18 protein-coding genes and 1 pseudogene are annotated in these 15,504 nt (G+C 70.6%); 5 read left to right on the top strand and 14 right to left on the bottom strand.

Translation table 11 applies throughout. The annotated features are described in order from the left end of the window. Positions 1-3: 3 nt before the first annotated feature. The gene (locus QYS60_RS20835) at positions 4-543 is read right to left on the bottom strand and encodes a potassium channel family protein (protein ID WP_102031846.1); all 540 of its coding nucleotides are present in this window, start codon (positions 541-543) and stop codon (positions 4-6) included. Between the two features lie 30 nt (positions 544-573). After that, positions 574-978 carry a hypothetical protein gene (locus tag QYS60_RS20840; protein WP_102031845.1) on the bottom strand — a complete coding sequence of 135 codons (405 nt, stop codon included), beginning with the start codon at positions 976-978 and terminating at the stop codon, positions 574-576. 276 nt (positions 979-1,254) lie between these two features. On the opposite strand from QYS60_RS20840, the pseudogene QYS60_RS20845 reads away from it, so the two are divergent. Beyond that, positions 1,255-1,649, top strand: a pseudogene (locus tag QYS60_RS20845) (DUF1269 domain-containing protein). 79 nt (positions 1,650-1,728) lie between these two features. On the opposite strand, the gene QYS60_RS20850 reads toward QYS60_RS20845, so the two are convergent. After that, the gene (locus QYS60_RS20850; RefSeq protein WP_010596001.1) at positions 1,729-2,490 is read right to left on the bottom strand and encodes a crotonase/enoyl-CoA hydratase family protein; all 762 of its coding nucleotides are present in this window, start codon (positions 2,488-2,490) and stop codon (positions 1,729-1,731) included. A gap of 520 nt (positions 2,491-3,010) precedes the next feature. Here QYS60_RS20850 and QYS60_RS20855 point away from each other — a divergent pair. The 4 genes from QYS60_RS20855 (at position 3,011) to QYS60_RS20870 (ending at position 5,741) form a co-directional block, all read left to right on the top strand. Next, a complete protein-coding gene (locus QYS60_RS20855; RefSeq protein ID WP_289381684.1) occupies positions 3,011-3,259 on the top strand; it encodes a WhiB family transcriptional regulator in 249 nt (82 codons plus the stop codon). A gap of 110 nt (positions 3,260-3,369) precedes the next feature. Beyond that, the gene (locus tag QYS60_RS20860) at positions 3,370-4,227 is read left to right on the top strand and encodes a crotonase/enoyl-CoA hydratase family protein (RefSeq protein ID WP_193788770.1); all 858 of its coding nucleotides are present in this window, start codon (positions 3,370-3,372) and stop codon (positions 4,225-4,227) included. A 69-nt stretch (positions 4,228-4,296) separates the two neighbouring features. Continuing rightward, positions 4,297-4,695, top strand: coding sequence for a nuclear transport factor 2 family protein (locus QYS60_RS20865; RefSeq protein ID WP_371384149.1), 399 nt, complete (start codon positions 4,297-4,299; stop codon positions 4,693-4,695). A 68-nt stretch (positions 4,696-4,763) separates the two neighbouring features. Further along, positions 4,764-5,741: a nitronate monooxygenase family protein gene (locus tag QYS60_RS20870; protein WP_119699302.1), complete on the top strand. Its 978-nt coding sequence runs from the start codon at positions 4,764-4,766 to the stop codon at positions 5,739-5,741. Here QYS60_RS20870 and QYS60_RS20875 read toward each other — a convergent pair. The 11 genes from QYS60_RS20875 to QYS60_RS20925 all read right to left on the bottom strand — a co-directional run bounded on the left by QYS60_RS20875 (position 5,634) and on the right by QYS60_RS20925 (position 15,334). Next, positions 5,634-6,926: an MFS transporter gene (locus QYS60_RS20875; RefSeq protein ID WP_371384150.1), complete on the bottom strand. Its 1,293-nt coding sequence runs from the start codon at positions 6,924-6,926 to the stop codon at positions 5,634-5,636. The genes QYS60_RS20870 and QYS60_RS20875 overlap by 108 nt on opposite strands. 6 nt (positions 6,927-6,932) lie before the next feature. Next, complete coding sequence (locus QYS60_RS20880) at positions 6,933-8,006, bottom strand: SagB/ThcOx family dehydrogenase (protein WP_289381692.1); 1,074 nt, start codon at positions 8,004-8,006, stop codon at positions 6,933-6,935. Then, complete coding sequence (locus tag QYS60_RS20885; protein WP_289381694.1) at positions 8,003-9,061, bottom strand: RimK family alpha-L-glutamate ligase; 1,059 nt, start codon at positions 9,059-9,061, stop codon at positions 8,003-8,005. Before QYS60_RS20885 ends, QYS60_RS20880 begins: the two co-directional genes overlap by 4 nt. Positions 9,062-9,138: 77 nt before the next feature. Then, positions 9,139-9,297, bottom strand: a complete 159-nt coding sequence (locus tag QYS60_RS20890) for a hypothetical protein (RefSeq protein ID WP_371384151.1) — start codon at positions 9,295-9,297, stop codon at positions 9,139-9,141. 147 nt (positions 9,298-9,444) lie between these two features. After that, positions 9,445-9,732: a putative quinol monooxygenase gene (locus tag QYS60_RS20895; RefSeq protein ID WP_371384152.1), complete on the bottom strand. Its 288-nt coding sequence runs from the start codon at positions 9,730-9,732 to the stop codon at positions 9,445-9,447. A 46-nt stretch (positions 9,733-9,778) separates the two neighbouring features. Beyond that, positions 9,779-10,537, bottom strand: coding sequence for an SDR family NAD(P)-dependent oxidoreductase (locus QYS60_RS20900; protein ID WP_371384153.1), 759 nt, complete (start codon positions 10,535-10,537; stop codon positions 9,779-9,781). A gap of 28 nt (positions 10,538-10,565) precedes the next feature. After that, positions 10,566-11,723, bottom strand: a complete 1,158-nt coding sequence (locus QYS60_RS20905) for an acyl-CoA dehydrogenase family protein (protein ID WP_371384154.1) — start codon at positions 11,721-11,723, stop codon at positions 10,566-10,568. A 46-nt stretch (positions 11,724-11,769) separates the two neighbouring features. Next, the gene (locus QYS60_RS20910) at positions 11,770-12,408 is read right to left on the bottom strand and encodes a TetR/AcrR family transcriptional regulator (protein WP_371384155.1); all 639 of its coding nucleotides are present in this window, start codon (positions 12,406-12,408) and stop codon (positions 11,770-11,772) included. A gap of 37 nt (positions 12,409-12,445) precedes the next feature. After that, the gene (locus QYS60_RS20915; RefSeq protein WP_371384156.1) at positions 12,446-13,207 is read right to left on the bottom strand and encodes a 3-hydroxyacyl-CoA dehydrogenase; all 762 of its coding nucleotides are present in this window, start codon (positions 13,205-13,207) and stop codon (positions 12,446-12,448) included. A gap of 32 nt (positions 13,208-13,239) precedes the next feature. Beyond that, entirely contained in the window at positions 13,240-14,433 is a 1,194-nt protein-coding gene (locus QYS60_RS20920; protein WP_289381939.1) for a thiolase family protein, read from the bottom strand. A 100-nt stretch (positions 14,434-14,533) separates the two neighbouring features. Then, positions 14,534-15,334 carry a crotonase/enoyl-CoA hydratase family protein gene (locus QYS60_RS20925; protein ID WP_003939417.1) on the bottom strand — a complete coding sequence of 267 codons (801 nt, stop codon included), beginning with the start codon at positions 15,332-15,334 and terminating at the stop codon, positions 14,534-14,536. Between the last annotated feature and the right edge of the window lie 170 nt (positions 15,335-15,504).

Here is a 15,504-nt window from a genome sequence, read left to right on the forward strand (position 1 = left end):
CTCTCACGTCTTCTTCTGCTGCTGGCGCCACTTCACGGCCGCGGTCAGGAACCGGAGGCCGAGCGCGATGAGGACGAGGTTGCCGACCATCTGCGCGGTGACGAGCACCCGCGCGGTCTCGGTGGTTGCGACAATGTCGCCGAAGCCCACCGTCGCGAAGACCGTCATGCAGAAATACAGGGCATCGATCCGCGAGAGCGGCTCGTCGAACGATCCCGGCGAGTTGTACGACAGGACGTGATACACCGTCGAGTACCCGACGAGGTAGACGGCGACCGACAGCAGCAGCGCCTCGATCGCCTGCACGGCCGGGTACGGGGACCGCAGCACCTGCCGGATCTGCCAGGCGCACACTGCGCACACCAGGAGAGTTCCGCCGATCAGCACTGTCAGGGTGGAGACGTCGTCGATGTCCTCGAGCGGCAGCACGAAGTACGCGATCACCAGCAACACCGTGGTGAGCAGCGGCCGCAGCACCGCCAGCCAGAGCAGCCGTCGGCCTCCTACGTCCGGCAGGCCGGACGGGACGTCACCGTCGGTCATCGGCGACGTCCCGGCCTGCCGGCGGTGCCGTCAGTAGGAGTCTCGGCGCGGGTTCCACGTCGACACCGCCCAGATGACGACTACATCGAGCGCGATGATGAGGATCGACCACCACGGGTAGTACGGCAGCCACATGAAGTTGGCGAGAATCGACAGTGCCGCAAGCACGATGGCCGCAACCCTCGCCCACGTCGCGCCGGTGAAGAGCGCAAGGCCGACCAGCGCGATCACCGCACCGAGCACGATGTGGATCCATCCCCAGGTGGTGAAGTCGAACTTGTACGTGTACTCGATCCCGACGACGAACAACTCGTCCTCGGCCACCGCGGCGATCCCCTGGAAGATCTGAAGGATACCGATCGTGGTGAGGATGATCGCGGCGCCGATGGACGTACCGGCCGCCACGCCCTGTCTGACACTCGTGTCCTGGGACATGCCACTCGCCTTCCCTTCGCTCCGGCCCGACGTACGGTATTGTGCGCGCGCCACCGGTCGCCCCGCATCGAGTTGACGATCTTCGTGCGATCCCGACCGCATGGCTGCGCGGGAGGGATCCGAAAGGTCTTCGGTCACCACACCGACCGAAGGGCGAGTCGTCTGCGGCCGAGCGGAGAACAACGGCCACTGCCGGTTGTGCCCTCCGGTCACCGCGTCGACACAGCCGGACACGGCCCGGCCACCCGTTCCCGGCACAGTGGAAAGAGGAATCCCATCAGCGATGCCGACATCCTGAGTCCCGTCGACCATCTCGTCGTCCAGTTCCCGCAGACCGACGGCTCGGCCCTGCCGCTGCCGGACGGCCTCGTCGCGCGCGGGATCATCCCGGTGCCGGACCTCGCCTTCGTCCGCAAGGACATGGACGGCTCCCTGAGCGCGATCGACGTCTCCGAGATCGGCTCGAGGACGACATCGACGTGATCCTCTTCGCCGGGGCGGCCACCTGCATGCTCGACGACACCGACCTCGGTGAGACCGGTGCGGCCCTCGGGTGGTCGGCGGCGATCGTCGTCTACGAAAACACCAGGGCCGCACCCTTCGCGGCCACCGTGCGCCGCAACGGCACCCGACTCGTCGCCTCACTCGAGGTGCTCGAAGACCAGACCTGAAGTGCCAGGGAGCGCTGACCGAAACCGAGCTCGAGGCCGAGAACTCGGACCTCGGCTCGTAGCGGTTTCCGGGAGTTCACTACTCCGCGCGCCACACGGGCGCGCGCTTCTCGGCGAACGCGCGGGCGCCTTCCTGCGCGTCCGCGGAGGCGAACACGGGCTCGACGAGCGCCCGCTGCGACGCGAACGCCTCCGCATCGGTGTACTGCACCGCCGAGGACATGATCTGCTTGGACGCACGGACGGCGAGCGGCCCGTTGCCGCTGATGCGGGCGGCGAGCGCCCGCGCCCCGTCCAGCGCCGCACCCGGCTCGGTGAGGGTGTTGACCAGACCGTGCGCGTGCGCCACCTCGGCGGTGAGCGGGTCGCCGGTCAGCACGATCTCCATGGCGAGCTGGTACGGCAGCACCTTGGGCAGGCGCAGCAGGCCGCCGGCTGCCGCGACGAGTCCGCGCTTGACCTCGGGCAGCCCGAATTTGGCGCCCCGGGCAGCGACGACGAGGTCCGCCGAGAGCGCGAGTTCGCATCCGCCGGCGAGAGCCCAGCCCTCGACCGCGGCGATCAGCGGCTTCGTCGGCGGACGCTCGGTGAGCCCGGCGAATCCCCGGCCGGGCAGCGACGGCCGCTCGCCCCGGGTGAACGCCTTGAGGTCCATGCCGGCGCAGAAGGTGCCGCCGGCGCCGGTGACGATCCCGACGACCAGGTCCGGTCGGGCCTCGAACTCGTCGACGGCGGCGGCGAGTGCCTTGGCGACCTCGAGATCGACGGCATTGCGCGCCTCGGGCCGGTTGATGGTCATGACGGCGATGCCGTCGCCGAACTCGGTCAGTACAGCGCTCACGTGGCGTCTCCTCGTCGCGGGGGTTCCGGCCGCGCACGCGGCGCCGCCGGAGCGTCCCGTCGAGTCGATCACCGGACCGGCGCCCGGGACAAAGTCCGAACGGGAGATCGACCCATAGCCGAAACCTATGTAGCGGAACCCGGACCGTGAGGTACCCGTCACTGTTCTCGCACCGAGGGGAAGAACCCGGCGGCGGGGGACGTTGGACTCGACCGATCGACGACGACCACGACGTGGAAGGAGACACGCGATGCGCACAGCGCCACCGGCTGCCCCGCCGGAACGACCGGCGCCGCAGCCGATGCGACATCCCGTCGCGTGCGTCTTTCCCCCAGTGGGACCCCGGCAGGCGGGGTCGCCGACGACGCGAACCGGCACCTGCTGACCGCCGCCTCCGCGTCCGTCCGTTCCTCGACACCGTTCTGCGCCACAACGCGTTTCGTTCTGCCACGACTTCATGCCGGGGCACTGCGCCGCCCCGACCGAACCCGCATTCCATCCTCGGAAGGAGGGCCTGCCCGTGACCATGATGCTCACCGACCTGCTCGCCCCGTCGGACACCACACCGGACTGGGACCTGGCCGCGTGCCGCGGCGACGCGACACCGGACGCCTGGTTCCCGGACCCGTCGGAGTCGTTCGACTACGCCCGCCGGGTGTGCGACCGTTGCCCCCTCGTCGCCGCATGCGCCACCTACGCCGGCGAGACCCGGCAGTCCGGCATCTGGGGCGGTAAGGAGTTCCGCCGCGGCCGCGTGACCCGCGGATAGCCCCCTGCACGTCGCGCCGGCGCCCCCGTCATCGGCTTCCGACGGGGGCGCCGCGCTGTGCGCGACCCCACACCTACCGATCGCTCAGTAAACCTGTCATGCTGACCGACGTGGAACACATCGCCCTGTCCGTCGCCGACGGCATCGCCACCATCACCCTCGACCGCCCCGACCAGCTCAACGCCTTCACCACCACGATGGAGCACGAGCTGATCGAGGCCTACGACCGCTGCGACGCCGACGATTCCGTACGCGCCGTCGTGATCACCGGCGCCGGACGCGCCTTCTGCGCCGGTGCAGATCTCTCCGCGGGCGCCGACACGTTCGCGCAGCGACTCGACGAACCGGGTGCCGACGACGTCCGGCGCGACGGCGGCGGTCGCGTCGTCCTGCGCATGTTCGAGTGCCGCAAGCCGATCATCGCGGCGATCAACGGCCCGGCCGTCGGCGTCGGCATCACCATGACGCTCGCGGCGGACTTCCGCCTCGCCGCCGACGACGCCCGCATCGGCTTCGTCTTCAACCGCCGCGGCCTCGTCCCCGAGTCGTGCTCCACCTGGTTCCTGCCCCGCCTGGTTCCGTTGCAGACCGCCCTGGACTGGGTGTACTCGGGACGGATCTTCGACGCGACCGAGGCCCACGCGGCCGGGCTCGTCTACGCGCTCCATCCCGCAGCCGATCTGCTCGATCGGGCCCGTGCGCTGGCCCGCAGCCTCACCGAACACTCGGCGCCGGTCTCGGTGGCGTTGTCACGGCAGATGATGTGGCGCACGCTCGGCGCGGAGCACCCGATGATCGCGCACCGCATCGAGACTCGCGGCATCAACATCCGCGGCACGGGCCCCGACGCCCGGGAAGGCATCTCGTCCTTCCTCGAGAAGCGCCCCGCGTCGTTCCCGGACCGGGTGTCGAGCGATCTGCCCGACCTGTTCGGCGATGACCTGCCGACGCCGCCGTTCCATCCCTGAACGGTCACCATTGACTGTTTAGGTCGGAGGCCCCTACGCTCGGGGGCGACGAACCGAGAGGGGATCCGCATGCCGACCCACGTCCGACCCGACGTCGTCGAACGCTGGCACCACATCGTCGAGCACGGTGACGAGGCAGCCCTGGACGATCTGATCGCCGACGACGCCGTCTTCTACTCCCCCGCGGTGTTCACGCCGCAGGAGGGCAAAGCCCTGACCCTCGCCTACCTGCGGGCCGCGCTCGCCGTGTTCACCGGGCGGGACTTCCGGTACGTCGGCGAGTGGTACTCGGACGGGTCGGCGGTGCTCGAGTTCACCGCCGACCTCGACGGCATCCACGTCGACGGCATCGACATGATGCACTGGAACGACGCCGGGCAGATCACCTCGTTCAAGGTGATGATCCGGCCGGTCAAGGGCCTGCACGCCCTGATGCCGCTCATGGCCACCCAGCTCGGGCAATCGTAAGGCCGCACCGTAGGACCGCACCGCCTGCAAGACCGCACCGTAAGACCGCACAGCACAAGGAGTTCCGCATGGCCCTGCCCCCGATCCTGCAAGACCGGCTGCGCCTGCCCGTGGTGGCGTCGCCGATGTTCATCGTCTCCGGCCCGGACCTGGTGATCGCCCAGTGCACCTCCGGCGTCGTCGGCTCGTTCCCCTCGCTCAACGCCCGTCCCCAGGCGATGCTGCGCGAGTGGCTCACCCGCATCACCGAGGCCCTGGCCAAGCACGACGCCAACCACCCCGAGGCGCCGTCCGCTCCCTACGCGGTCAACCTCATCGTGCACCGCTCCAACGACCGTCTCGAAGAAGACCTCGCCACCATCGTCGAATTCGAGGTCCCGGTCGTCATCACCTCCCTCGGCGCCCGCACCGACGTCAACGACGCCATCCACTCCTACGGCGGCATCGTCCTGCACGACGTCATCAACAACACCTTCGCGCGCAAGGCGATCGACAAGGGCGCCGACGGTCTCATCGCTGTCGCCGCCGGCGCCGGCGGGCACGCCGGCGCCCAGTCCCCGTTCGCGCTGGTCCAGGAGATCCGCGAGTGGTTCGACGGCCCGCTGCTGCTGTCGGGCTCGATCGCGCACGGCCGCTCGATCCTCGCCGCGCAGGCCGCCGGCGCCGATCTCGCCTACGTCGGGTCGGCATTCATTGCCACCGAAGAGGCCAACGCCGACGACCGCTACAAGGACATGATCGTCGACTCGACCGCCGCGGACATCGTCTACTCGAACCTGTTCACCGGCGTGCACGGCAACTACCTGCGCGGCAGCATCGAAGCCGCCGGCCTCGACCCGAACAACCTCGCCGTGTCGGACCCGTCGGCCATGGACTTCGGCACCGGCGAGAGTTCGGGATCGGCACCGGCGGCCAAGGCGTGGCGCGACATCTGGGGTTCAGGACAGGGCATCGGCGCGGTCGACGCCGTCGTACCCGCTGCCGAACTCGTCGACCGGCTCACCACCGAGTACCGCGCGGCACGCGAGCGGCTCGCCGGCCTGTAGGCGCACCGTCCGGCTGACGGCGGTCGCCACGAGCACCCCGCCGAGGAGCGCGGCGAGCACCCCCGCGGTGCTCGCCGCGCCGACGGTCGTCGTCAGCACGCCCACCGTCAGTGGAGCGAACATCGCCGGCAGCGACGTGACCAGACCGGTCGCCGCGCCGACCCGTCCCCGTACCTCGTCGGGTACCAGTTCGGCACAGCGAGCGGTCACCACCACCGACCACGACGGGGTCACCGCCAGCAGGGCCGCGTAACCGGCGGCCGCCGCGACCGGCGATCCCGTGGCCGCCGCGAGGACCGCCAGAGCCCCGAGGGCCGCCGAGAGCACGAGCAGACGGTGTGCCGGAACCCGGCGCCGGAGCCACGGCACCGCCACGGCTCCGAGCATGCCCCCGCCGTACGCACCGGCGAGCACGATGCCGACCGTCGAGGAGGGCGCGCCGCTGCCGACCAGGAGCACGACCACCACCAGGCCACAGCCGTTGACCACGAACTCGGCGACGGCCGTCAGCGCCGCGGTGGTACGAACGAACGGGTGGGCTGCGAACCAGCGCAACCCTTCCCGGATCGCGACCCACGGCCGCTCCACGACCGGGCCGTGGACGCGAGGTGCCTGCAGCGGGGTGCGGACCCGGGACGCCGCTGCCCCTGCCACCACGAACGACACGGCATGTCCTGCGAAGGGCAGCGCGGCACCGAGGCCGTAGAGGGTGGCCGCGAGCGGTGGCCCGACCACGCCCGTCGCATATCCCCGTGCCTCGAACAGCCCGTACGCCGCGCCGAGTTGTTCGCGCTCGACCACCTGCGGCACCGCCGCGTCCTCGGCGAGGCCGCGCACCGCCCACCCCGCCCCGAGCACCGACACGGCGGCGAGGACGGGCACCGGGTCGAACGTGCCGCGCCACGCGCAGAACGCCAGCACCGCGGCGGCGGTGGCCGAGCAGGCGTCGACAGTGAGCATGACGCGGCGGCGATCGAAGCGGTCGACGATCCAGCCGGCGGGCACCGTGGCGGCCGTGAAGGCACCCATCGTCACGGTGGAGACCAGACCGACCGTCGCGGCCGACCCGCTGACCGCGAGCACCCACAGCATGATCGCGACGCCGTAGCCGCGGCTGCCGAGCTGCGCGACCGCCTGCCCGGCGCACAGCCGCGCGAAGTCGGGATTGCGGAGCGCATCGGACACCGGACTTCACCCGAGTCCGGCGGCAGGGTGCCCGAGCGCCGTGACCGCCAGGACCGGTTCGGCGGTGGGGTCGCAGCCGAGCAGGTCTTCGAGCTCGCGGTCGCGCATCGCCGTCGCCGTCACCGCACCGAGTCCGAGCGCGGTGGCGGTGAGCAGGACGGTCTGACTGACGTGGCCGAGCTCGACGAGGATGTCGCGGTAGGCGCGCGAATGTTCGTACCGCCACCGGGTCCGGGCCGGTACCGCCGTGTAGATGAGCAGCGCCGGGCAGTCCGACAGCCACGGCTGCTCGCCGAGCGCCGCGTCCAGCACGGACCGGGGCACGCTCTGCCCGATCCGTTCCAGCCCACCGCGCATCGGCGCGTAGTGGAAGAACCCCGGCTCGAGCCCGTCGACGCGGTTCGCGTAGAGATACAGCTCGAGGGGGGTGCGGGCACCGGCGGACGGGCTGGTCTTCAGCAGCACCTGCCCGACCTCCGGATGGTCGATCACCGTGACGGGCCCCGCCGCGACGCGCGCGACGGTGCCCACGGCGTCGAGAGACACGGGATCTGCGGTGAACTGCCGGACCGAACGGCGCTCGAACAGGGCCTCGACGAGGCCCGGACGCTGCCATCCCGACGAGTCCGGCCGATCGCCGGGTACGGGAATCATCGGGTGCTGCGGATAGGACTTGGCGGCTGCGGGCGCCGGCTGCTCGCTCGCCTTGGCGGCCGACCGCAGTTCGTCGTCGACCACGTCCGCGAACCGGACGTCGGAGCCGGTGCGGGCCGCGAAGTGCAGGTAACGGGCCGACGGGCCCCACGTGCCCCATTCGACGAGCATCTGCTCCTGCTCGGCGTGCTCGGCCGAACCCTCGGCGACGAGCACCTGTGCCTCGAGCAGCCGGCGGGCGATTCCGAGGGGTAACTCCCCCAGCTCGGCGATGCTGTCGAGTTCGCGCCACGACGCGAACCAGCGCAGGACCCGCTCGCTGTCGGGGGTGAGGGCGAACTGCCGGTGGTGCAAGTAGTCGTCCCACACCAGCGTGCCGTTGCGCCAGAACAGCACCGCGTACTCGGCGACGGCGACACGGGTCATCGGTTCTCTCCTCGGTGTGCGGGGACGGCGGCGGCGATCAGAGCACGCACCGCGTTCGTGGTGTCGGAGTCACCGGCGCCGTGTTCTGCCCAGCGCCAGTCGAATTCGGGATTGACCTCGAGGAAGACGGGACCGCTGGGGGTGTCGAGCAGGTCGACGGCGCCGAGGTCGAGCCGGAACCGGTCGAGGAGCTCCCGCACGGCCTCGGCGACGTCGGCGGGAATGTCGCAGCGCCGCACGGTGATCGACTCCGGGCGGGTCCACAGCGACTCCGGGGTGGGTCGCGTGACGGCGTACCCGATCAGCGTTCCGCCGACGGCGTGGATGCGCAGCTCCCGGTCGGCGGCCACATATTCCTGGACGAGCACCGGGGCGCCCGTGTGCTGTGTACCGTCGAGTGCCGTGCGGGGGATGCGCTGAGGGTAGACACCGAGCAGACGGCCGGGCCGCGGTTCGACGCAGTGCCGGCCGAGGCTCTTGACCAGCAGATCGCCGGTGCCCGGCAGAGCCCGGGCCGCGACGTCGAGCCGCGTCGTCACGAGGGTCGCGGGGACGCGCAGCCCGGCCGCCCGAGCGGCGGCGAGCTGGGTGAGGCGATCGGGGGTTCCGGGCCGCGCGGCCGGATTGAGCGTGCGCACCCCCTCGTGCGCTGTGAGGGCGGTGACGAACGCCTGCCACTGGTCACGCACGTGCAGCGTCGCGTCGGGCGCGGGGTGCCCGCTGCGCAGGGCGTCCACGTCGAAGTACCGCAGCCAGCACACCCGGGGCCGGAACGTCCGGCCGTCACGGACGAGCAGGCCGGTGAGCGGATCCCACTGCACGTCCGTGCCGGCGCACCGGTCGCTGTCCAGCCGCACCAGCGCGGTGCCGCGCGCGGCCAGCCACAGCGACAGATCGTCGACCTCGCGGTCGGCGGCACGGGTGAGGACGAGGACGCACGGCGCGGGATCCGGCCCCGTGGGATGCCCGACGCGGGCCTGGAAGTCCAGGGATTCGGCGGAGGCCGCGGTGAGATGGGGGTGCGAGCGCAGCAGCAGCGGCAGCGCAGCGGTCATGAGGGTTCCTTCGGTGGCGGTCGTGGGGACGGGACGGCCGGAGCACCGTGGTACTCCGGCCGCTGCACGTCCGTCGATCAGCCGCCGTGACACCCCTTGCAGCCGGGCCGGGTCATGGCCTCGACGTAGTCGCTCGCGTAGGCGGCAAAGGTGGCGTCCTCGATCGCTGCGGCGCTGCGCAGCGCCGCGTCGTCGTCGAGGGTGAGCAGGGTCCGGGCCATCTCTTCGACGTTCATGGCGTCCGCCTTTCCTGGGAGGTTCCGCCGTCCCGGGACCGGGTGGGCGGGCGTCGATCCGACATACCGATCGTCGGCGTCGGCGCCGCCCCCGCCCAGGCACCCCAGGGCGGAATCTGCTCACCCCCTACTGCTCACCCCTACTGTTCAGACCTCGTCGTAGTAGGTCAGCTTCGGCGCGCCGGCGAGCAGCGGACCGAGATCGGTAATTGCGCCGGGCCCGGCCCGGAACTCGCGGTAGGCGGCGTCGTGCTGCTCCGACTCCCACTTCTCCACGACGACCCAGTGCGCCTCGTTCGACCGGTCGGCGAGCACCTCGATGCCGAGGCAGCCGTCGAACGCACGGGTCTCCTTCAGAACCCGGTCCATCAGTGCGCGGGCCTCCCCGAGCGTCTCGGGCTTGAACTCGAGCTCCAGGAATGCGGTCAGTGCCATAGCTCCTCCTCGTGGTCGAATCTTGCTGGACAACACTTCCGGCGGTTCAGAAGATCGAGTATCCGCCGTCGATCAGGGTGGACGATCCGGTCTGGAACGCGGAGGCGTCACTCGCAAGGTACACGGCGATGCCGGCGAAGTCCTCGGGAGTTCCCCACCGGCCCAACGGCACCCGCGAGATCGCGTGGGACTCGAACGTCTCCGAGTCCTGCAGCGGCCCGGTCATGTCGGTGGCGATCCAGCCGGGCAGCACGCTGTTGACGCGGATGCGGTGCCGGGCGAGTTCCACCGCGCAGCCGTTGGCCAGAGCCAGGACCCCGGCCTTGGTGGCGGCGTATGCCTGATTGCGTCCGGCGCCCTGGATCGCACCCAGGCTCGACGTGACGATCATCGATCCGCCGGTGCCCTGGCCGACGAGGACCCCGGCCGTCTCGCGCAGGGTGAAGTACGCGCCGTCGAGGTTGGCCGCCATCACCTTCCGGTAGTCCTCGGTGCTCGAGTCGACGAACCGCGCGGGCCGCCCCCCGATTCCGGCGTTGACCACGACGACGTCCAGCCCGCCGAGTTCCTCGACCGTCGCGGCGACACCGTCACGGACGGCCGCTTCGTCGGACACGTCCACCGATCGGGTGAGCACGCGGACCCCGGTCGATTCGAGGTCGGCCGCCGCCTTCGCGAGACGTTCGGTGCCGCGGCCCCACAGCGCGACGTCGGCGCCCGCGGAGGCGAGCCCGCGCGCCATGCCCAGGCCGATGCCGGCCGAGCCGCCGGTGACGAGTGCCCGCTTACCGGACAGATCGAACATCGTGTCGCTCCTTCGAAGGTGGAGTGGATCAGGCGAATTCGGCAGCGATGTCGCGGCCGATGATCTCCTTCATGATCTCGGTGGTGCCACCGTAGATGGTCTGGATGCGGGTGTCGACGTAGGCGCGCCCGATGGGGTACTCCATCATGTACCCGTAGCCGCCGTGCAACTGCACGCACCGGTCCACGACGCGCTTCTGCAGCTCGGTGGCCCACCACTTGGCCTTGGCGGCGTCGACGGCGGTCAGCTCCCCGGCGTTCAGCGCGAGCACGCACCGGTCGACGTGCGAACCGGTCACCTCGATCTCGGTGAGCATCTCGGCGAGAGCGAAGCGGGTGTTCTGCAGGGCGCCGATCGGCTTGCCGAATGCCGTGCGTTCGAACACGTAGTCCTTGGTCCACTCGTACGCCGCCCGGGCCGCGGCGACGGCACCGACGGCGATGGAGATACGTTCGAGGGGAAGGTGTTCCATGAGGTGAACGAATCCCTGACCCTCGGTCCCGAGCAGGTTGCCCGCCGGCACCCGCACGGCGTCGAAGGACAGCTCGGCGGTGTCCTGGCCGGCCAGGCCCACCTTGCGCAGCTTGCGGCCGCGGGTGAAGCCCGGCATGTCGCGTTCGACGACGAGCAGGGAGAAGCCGCGGGCGCCGGCCTTCGGGTCGGTGCGGGCCACGACGATCACCAGGTCGGAGTGGATTCCGTTGGTGATGAACGTCTTCTGCCCGGTCAGGATCCAGTCGTCACCGTCGCGCACGGCGGTGGTCTTGATCCCCTGCAGGTCGGACCCGGTGCCGGGCTCGGTCATGGCGATGGCCCCGATGAGTTCGCCGGCGGCCATGCCGGGCAGCCAGCGGCGCTTCTGCTCCTCGGTGCCGAGGTCGGCGATGTAGGGGACGGCGATGTCGTCCTGAAGGCTCATGCCGGAGCCGAAAGAGGTGGTGCCGGTGCGGGCGATCTCCTCGGCGACGACGCAGCGGAACCGGTAGTCGGTCACGCCGGAGCCGCCGTACTCCTCGGGAACGCCGAGGCCGACGACGCCCGCCTTGCCCGCGGCAATCCAGGCGGAGCGGTCGATGAGCCGCTCGTCCTCCCAGCGTTCGCAGTTCGGTTCGACCTCGCGGGCGAGGAACTCGCGTACCGTCTCCCGGTACGCGTCGTGGTCGGCGTCGAAGAAGTGGCGCTTCATGGAAGTCCTTACCTCGGTGTGCAGGGCGGGCGGTGCGGCGCGACAGTCACCGTGCGCGCGCCGAGGCGGACGGGCAACCCACGATGCGCAGCGCGATGACGGTGTAGCGCGCGGCGACCTGGTCGGGGGTCAAGGGTCCGCCGATCCGGTACCAGCGGGCGATGGACTGGCACATGCCGAGCAGGGCCCGCACCGCCTCGGCGATGTCGTCCACGACGAACACGCCGCGTTCGACGCCTTCGTCGACCAGGTCGAGGGCGATCAACTCGATATGTTTGCGGGTCTCGGCGTAGTGGCGGCGATTCTGCGGCGACACGTGGCGCAGCTCGGAGTCGAGGGCGGACTGCCGGGATCGGTAGGTCGAGTTCAGCACGATCGCCTCGACGAAGTGGGTGAAGCGCCGCACGGGGTCGTCGCCGCCCGCGGCGACGGCCGCGAGGGCGCGTTCGGTGAGATCACGTACGGCGGTGTGGAGGAGCGCGACGAGGACGGCTTCCTTGTTCTCGTAGTGGTAGTACAGCGCGGGTACCGTCACTCCGATCCGGCGGGCCAGATCCCGGACGCTGGTGCCGTGGAAACCGTTCTCGCCGAAGGCGTCCAGGGCATGCTCGAGGATAGGGTCGAGCTGCAGCGCCTCGAACTCCCGCCAGTTCGCCAACCGGCGGGGTGTGGGCTGGGCAGTCATCGACCCCGTCCTCTCACATGTCGATCGTCCGCGACGATCAGCGGGGGGCCATGCGGATCGCGCCGTCGAGGCGGATGACCTCGCCGTTGAGCATCGGGTTGGAGACGATGTGCGCAGCCAGGGCACCGTACTCGGACGGGTCGCCGAGGCGGGCCGGGTGCGGGACCTGCTGGCCGAGGGACTTCTGGGCCTCTTCCGGCAGCGACCCGAGCAGCGGGGTCTTGAACAGGCCCGGTGCGATGGTGACGACGCGGATGAGCAGCGACGCGAGGTCGCGGGCGATCGGCAGGGTCATGCCGACGACACCGCCCTTGGATGCCGAGTAGGCGGCCTGCCCGATCTGACCGTCGAACGCGGCGACGGACGCGGTGTTGATGATGACGCCCCGTTCGCCGTCGACGGACTCGGTCTTCGCGATGCGCTCGGCGGCCAGGCGGATGACGTTGAACGTGCCGAAGAGGTTGACGTCCACGACCTTCTTGAACGCGTCGAGCGGGAACGCGCCCTTCTTGCTCACGGTCTTGACGGCATTGCCGATGCCGGCGCAGTTGACCGCCACCCGCAGCGGGCCGAGCGATTCGGCCAGGTCGAGGGCCTCGGTTACGGCGGCCTCGTCGGTGACGTCGGCGGCGGCGAAGCGGACGCGGTCACCGAGTTCCTTGGCGATGGTCTCGCCGTTCGAGGACGGCAGGTCGATGATGACGACCTGGGCGCCGTCGGCGAGCAGGGCCTTGACGGTCGCGAGGCCGAGGCCGGAGGCGCCACCGGTGACGACGGCGACGCTGTCGTTGACGATCATGTGGTGAGGATCCTTTCGAGTGTGGTTGTCGGTCAGAGGCGTTCGATGACGGTGGCGTTGGCCATGCCGGCGCCCTCGCACATGGTCTGCAGGCCGTAGCGGCCGCCGGTGGCCTCGAGGTGGTTCACCAGCGTGGTCAGCAGGCGGGTGCCGGACGAGCCGAGGGCGTGGCCGAGGGCGATGGCGCCGCCGCGCGGGTTGAGCTTGGCCGGGTCGGCGCCGAACTCGTGTGCCCACATCAGCGGCACCGGGGCGAACGCCTCGTTGACCTCGTAGGCGTCGATGTCGTCGATGCTCAGCCCGGACTTGGCGAGGATCTTGCGGGTGGCCGGGATCGGCGCGGTGAGCATGAACAGCGGGTCGTCGCCGGCGACGGCGAACGAGTGGAACCGGGCCCGCGGGGTCAGGCCCAGCTTGTTCGCCATCTCCTCGCTCATGATCAGTGCCGCGGAGGCACCGTCGGTCAGCGGCGACGAGTTACCCGGGGTGATGAGCCACTGCGCCTCGGGGAAGCGCTGGGCGTACGCCTCGGTGTAGAACGACGGCTTCAGTCCGGCCAGGCCTTCGACGGTGGTCGCGGCGCGCACCGTCTCGTCGACGGTGTGCCGGACCTGCTCGCCGGCGGCGTTGGTGACCGTGATCGGGACGATCTCGCGGTCGAAGAACCCGGCGGCGATCGCCTCGGCGGCGCGCTGGTGCGACTGCGCCGAGAACGCGTCGAGCGCCTCGCGGTCGAACTTCCACTTCGCGGCGATCAGTTCGGCGGAGATGCCCTGGTTGACCAGGCCCTCCGGGTAGCGGGCGGCGATGCCCGGGCCGGAGGCGTCCTGGCCCATCGACGAGGTGCCCATCGGCACGCGGCTCATCGACTCGACACCGCACGCGATGACGATGTCGTAGGCGCCGGCGATGACGCCCTGCGCGGCGAAGTGCGCGGCCTGCTGGCTCGAGCCGCACTGGCGGTCGATGGTGGTGGCCGGCACCGACTCGGGGAACCCGGCCGACAGCAGCGCGGTGCGGGAGATGTTCAGGGACTGTTCGCCGGCCTGGTTGACGCAGCCGCCGATGACGTCGTCGACCAGCGCGGGGTCGAGGTCGTTGCGGGCGGTGATCTCCCGCAGGACGTGGGCGAGCAGTTCGACGGGATGGGTGCCGGACAGCGCGCCGCCGGGCTTGCCCTTGCCGACCGCGGTGCGGACCACGTCGACGATGACAGCGTTGGTCATGAGGAGTTCCTTTCGAGAGTTGGAGCGGCCCGGGGCCCCGGAGGGGTCGAGGTGACTGCCCCGAAGGGGATCGGCGAGACCCCGGGCCGAGATCAGGGGATCAGCGACCCGTCCAGACGGGGGCCCGTTTCTGCGCGAACGCGGTCGGGCCTTCCTTGGCGTCCTCGCTGGTGAACACCACCTTCAGCGCGGCGGCGTTGGCGTCCCAGACGCCCTGCTCCCAGTCGTCGCCGTGCGCGGTGCGGTGGATCATCGCCTTCGATTCGCGCACCGACAGCGGCGCGTTCGCGGCGATCGTCTCGGCGAGCTCGAGCGCCACCTCGAGCGCGGTCCCCGCGGGGGCGACCCGGTTGACCAGGCCCAGTTCCCTGCCCTGGGCGGCGGAGATCGGCTCGCCGGTCAGCGCGATCTCGAGGGCGATCTTGCGCGGGATCTGCTGCTGCAGGCGGATGACCCCGCCCGCCGCGGCGAACAGGCCCCGCTTGACCTCGGGCAGGCCGAGCTCGGCGTCCTCGTCGACGACCGCGAGGTCGGACGCGAGCACCAGCTCGGTGCCGCCGCCGAGGGCGAAGCCGTTGACCGCGGCGATGGTCGGCTTGCTGATCCAGTGCTGGACGTAGCCGGCGAAGCCCCATTCGGGATGCCCGTCGGCGGCGATGCTCCCGCCGGTGGCGAGGACCTTGAGGTCGGCGCCCGCGCAGAACGCCCGGCCGGCACCGGTGAGGACCACCACGCGCACCTGCTCGTCCGCTTCGGCCTGCTCGAGCAGCGTGCCGACCGCTGTCGAGAGCGCCGCGTTCACGGCGTTGAGCGCCTTCGGACGGTTGAGCGTAATGACGGCGACGTTGCCGCGCCGCTCGTACAGCGCGGCGGCTTCGGTGACGGTGGACTCGTCGGCCATGGGGCTCCTCCCGGAAACAGTCAGGTCTACTTATCGATCGCTAAATCACTATCACGGATCGATCGATCGGTCAACGATTTCCTCGAGCTAGCGTCCGATCAGGACGTTCTGGTATGGATGAGCGGTACGCGATCACCGGGCCGCGGAGCACCGAAACCCGCTCGGCCACA

The sequence above is a fragment of the Rhodococcus sp. GXMU-t2271 genome (assembly GCF_041414735.1).
Classification (GTDB): Bacteria; Actinomycetota; Actinomycetes; order Mycobacteriales; family Mycobacteriaceae; genus Rhodococcus; species Rhodococcus indonesiensis.